Source organism: Lutimaribacter saemankumensis (assembly GCF_900100005.1).
GTDB lineage: Bacteria > Pseudomonadota > Alphaproteobacteria > Rhodobacterales > Rhodobacteraceae > Lutimaribacter > Lutimaribacter saemankumensis.
On record NZ_FNEB01000034.1, the window covers coordinates 1 to 2,800 of the forward strand.

2 protein-coding genes are annotated in these 2,800 nt (G+C 56.3%); one reads left to right on the plus strand and one right to left on the minus strand.

What is annotated here, in order from left to right; translation table 11 throughout:
* Positions 1 to 178 precede the first annotated feature (178 nt).
* Positions 179 to 1,159: a homocysteine S-methyltransferase family protein gene (locus BLT50_RS18765; protein ID WP_217629262.1), complete on the minus strand. Its 981-nt coding sequence runs from the start codon at positions 1,157 to 1,159 to the stop codon at positions 179 to 181.
* A gap of 460 nt (positions 1,160 to 1,619) precedes the next feature.
* Here BLT50_RS18765 and BLT50_RS18770 point away from each other — a divergent pair, with 460 nt between their 5' ends.
* Positions 1,620 to 2,354, plus strand: a complete 735-nt coding sequence (locus tag BLT50_RS18770) for a winged helix-turn-helix transcriptional regulator (RefSeq protein ID WP_175491546.1) — start codon at positions 1,620 to 1,622, stop codon at positions 2,352 to 2,354.
* The last annotated feature ends 446 nt before the right edge of the window (positions 2,355 to 2,800 follow it).

Consider the following 2,800-nt stretch of genomic DNA (forward strand, 5'->3'; position numbering starts at 1 on the left):
TGACCAAGCTGTCGCGCGTGCCGACATCCCAATTCGGGCAAGCTGCCTGTGCCGGGCCAAAGCTGCCTGAAAATTGGACGAAGGCGTCCCTAGCCGTCATACCTAGGTCCGCTTTGGGCTCAGAGCAGGAGTTCGCGGCGGATGGAATAAATGACCGCTCCGCGGACGGAGCTGACCTTCAGATCGCGCGTATGTCTCGCCGAACCTCGCCTACCTGTCGCGTGATCTCACCTATATGTCGACCATCGGTTCCGCAGCATCCGCCCCAGACGTTGATATGCGGGAACCTTAGTGCCAGTTCGGCCATCTGACCACCCAATTCCTCAGGGTCTCCGTCTTCAAGGTGGCCAAGTTTGCACAGATCCAATGTCTCCATCGCGACCGCGTTCGGCATGAAGCCACCCAAGCGCTGGGTCCAGTTGCCTCCGGTCAGCGCCGGGGTGAACTCGGTCGGGTGTGTGCAGTTGATCATGTAATAGGAGGGCGCATGGTTGGTTGCGGCATCGACCATAGAAATTGCTTGCTCGAGGTTTTCGCCACCTTTCAGCCTTCCCCCCTTTGCGACGAAAAAGGAAATGACGACGGGCATACCCTGTGACTTGGCAGCCCGCGCCAGGCCGATGGCCTCGTCGACGCTGGAAAAGGTCAACGCGCTGATAAGATCGGCGCCAGCCTTCCGGAAGGTTTCAATTTGCTCGGAGTGGTAATCCTCCGCTTCAGCCGCATCCGGTGTCCGGCCGACGTTGTAAGCATCCCCACGTGGGCCAATAACACCGCCGACGAGCATCGGCGTTTCTGGACTGTCGTATTCCTTGGCAAGGTCTCTGTAAAATTCGATGCCACGGATGTTGATTTCTTCCAGGCCCTCTCGGGAAAATCCGATCAACTCACCCCAGTCTCGGCTGGCACGATAATGCAGTCCCTCGTTGATGACGCCGAACCCATTTGCGACTGCTGCCTCGATCAGCTTGCGCTGATAGTCGGTAAGGCAAGCCAGACCACGTTCATCGTTGATCAGTTCGAAAGCACAGAAGTGCCTGAGTTCGAAGCCATCCACATATTGGAGCCAGGTCTCGAAGCCGCCTCCGCAGGTCATGTTCCGACCATTCATCTGTGGAAGGTTTTCTGTTTGTAACATGTGATTATCCTTCGCGGTCATTTGGGAAATCCGCTTGCGTGTGGCTGCGAGGGTGGATGGCCGAACGCGGGCTTTAGCTGGGGACCTTATCATGAAGCGGGTGATCGCGCGACCTAGCGGCAACTGGTGATATAAAGACCCGTGGCAACATCGGCCCCACTGGTCACTTGTTTCGTAGGGAGAGGGCTGCCGCGCTTTGTAGACCTCAACCATGCTGAAAGCCCCCCACGGAAGCGGGCTGCAAGTTCAGCGAAGAGTGTCCTCGGGTCCGACGCCTTGGTGGTGTGCGCTAGATTTATTTGAACATATGCCATGTGGACCTCGCTTTGCCTTGATTTCGAAGAATGAAGTCGATGACCCAATCATGACGTATGGCTAGCCCCTGGCCGTAGTGCAGGGATTGGAGCGAACCCGATACAATTTCTGTACTGGACGCTTTCCGCATCCAATCCTTAGCATCGGGGGCAAGGAGGATGCTGTCGTGAAACAGAAACCCTATGGTCTGATTTGCCCCATTACGCGTGCTTGCGAGTTGCTCGAACCGCGCTGGACAATAGCGATCCTCGTTGGGCTCTGGTCGGGGGCCAGCAAATTTAATGAACTGCGACGGGAGGTTGGAAGCATCTCACCAACGTTGCTGTCGCGGCGCCTGAAAGAGCTTGAAGAACTGGGCCTGGTGGAGCGCGTCAAAGATCCTGCGACCGGGGCCGTCGACTACATCAGAACCGAGACGGCAATTGCGTTGGAGCCCGCGTTGAAAGCCCTCGGGGAGTGGGCGCAATGCCATGTCGATGCACAGACAGCGATGGAGTCGGCCAGCGCGGCCAGCCTTATGTGGGACATGCGGAAGTACTTCGTCGTCGATGAGCTACCAAGACGGCGAGTGGTGCTGCAGTTTCGGTTTTCCGATGAGCCTTCGGAATATGATCGCTATTGGGTCGTTATCCAACCAGGTGCCCCGGTCGAGATCTGCACTTCGATCCCAGGCTACGATGTCGATCTGTACGTGGAAGCCAACGTGATATCGTTACTCGGTATCTTCATGGGGCGTTCGACCTTCGAACGCGAGGAAGAATTGGGGGAGCTGTACTACAGCGGTGACGCGCTTTTGTCGCGGACAATCAGCCGATGGCTGCGCCCGCACAATTATGCATCGTTCGAAGGCATCAGGCAGTTGCCGGAGGACAGGCGACGCGAGAAACGGGCTGCGGGGTGAGTATTTCCTCGCTCAATTTCTGCGTTGGACTCGAAAGTATCATTCGCCGCAGGTTGTATGAATGTCCGCATTGGGCCGTTCTCTTCAATCGACATAACCGAAAGGACTTATGATTGCGGCCTGGCTCGACGTTGCCTGCCCGCCACACCCTTGAAGGCTCTCCGTTTGCTTCCACAGTGCTTCCACGGCGGGCTTGAACACAAAAGCCGCCCTTGGGGGCGGCTTGTAAGCGTTTGATAATTTTGGAATATTTGGTCACGGGGGTAGGATTTTACCTATTCCGAACACGAGCAAAGCTGCGCACAGATGTCAAACAAAGGTCAATTGAGAATTAGCGGCCTTACCAACTTGATCTCAGTTTGACCCTGTCAGGTTTCCACCTCAGTCCCTTAGGAAATGCAGCCACGGGAAACCCCGCGGCTGCAACTAGCTGGATCAACTGGCAA

Excerpts from the sequence above, each read along its gene's own strand:
- BLT50_RS18765 (WP_217629262.1), bottom strand. The coding sequence starts at position 1,159 with ATGACCGCGAAGGATAATCACATGTTACAAACAGAAAACCTTCCACAG.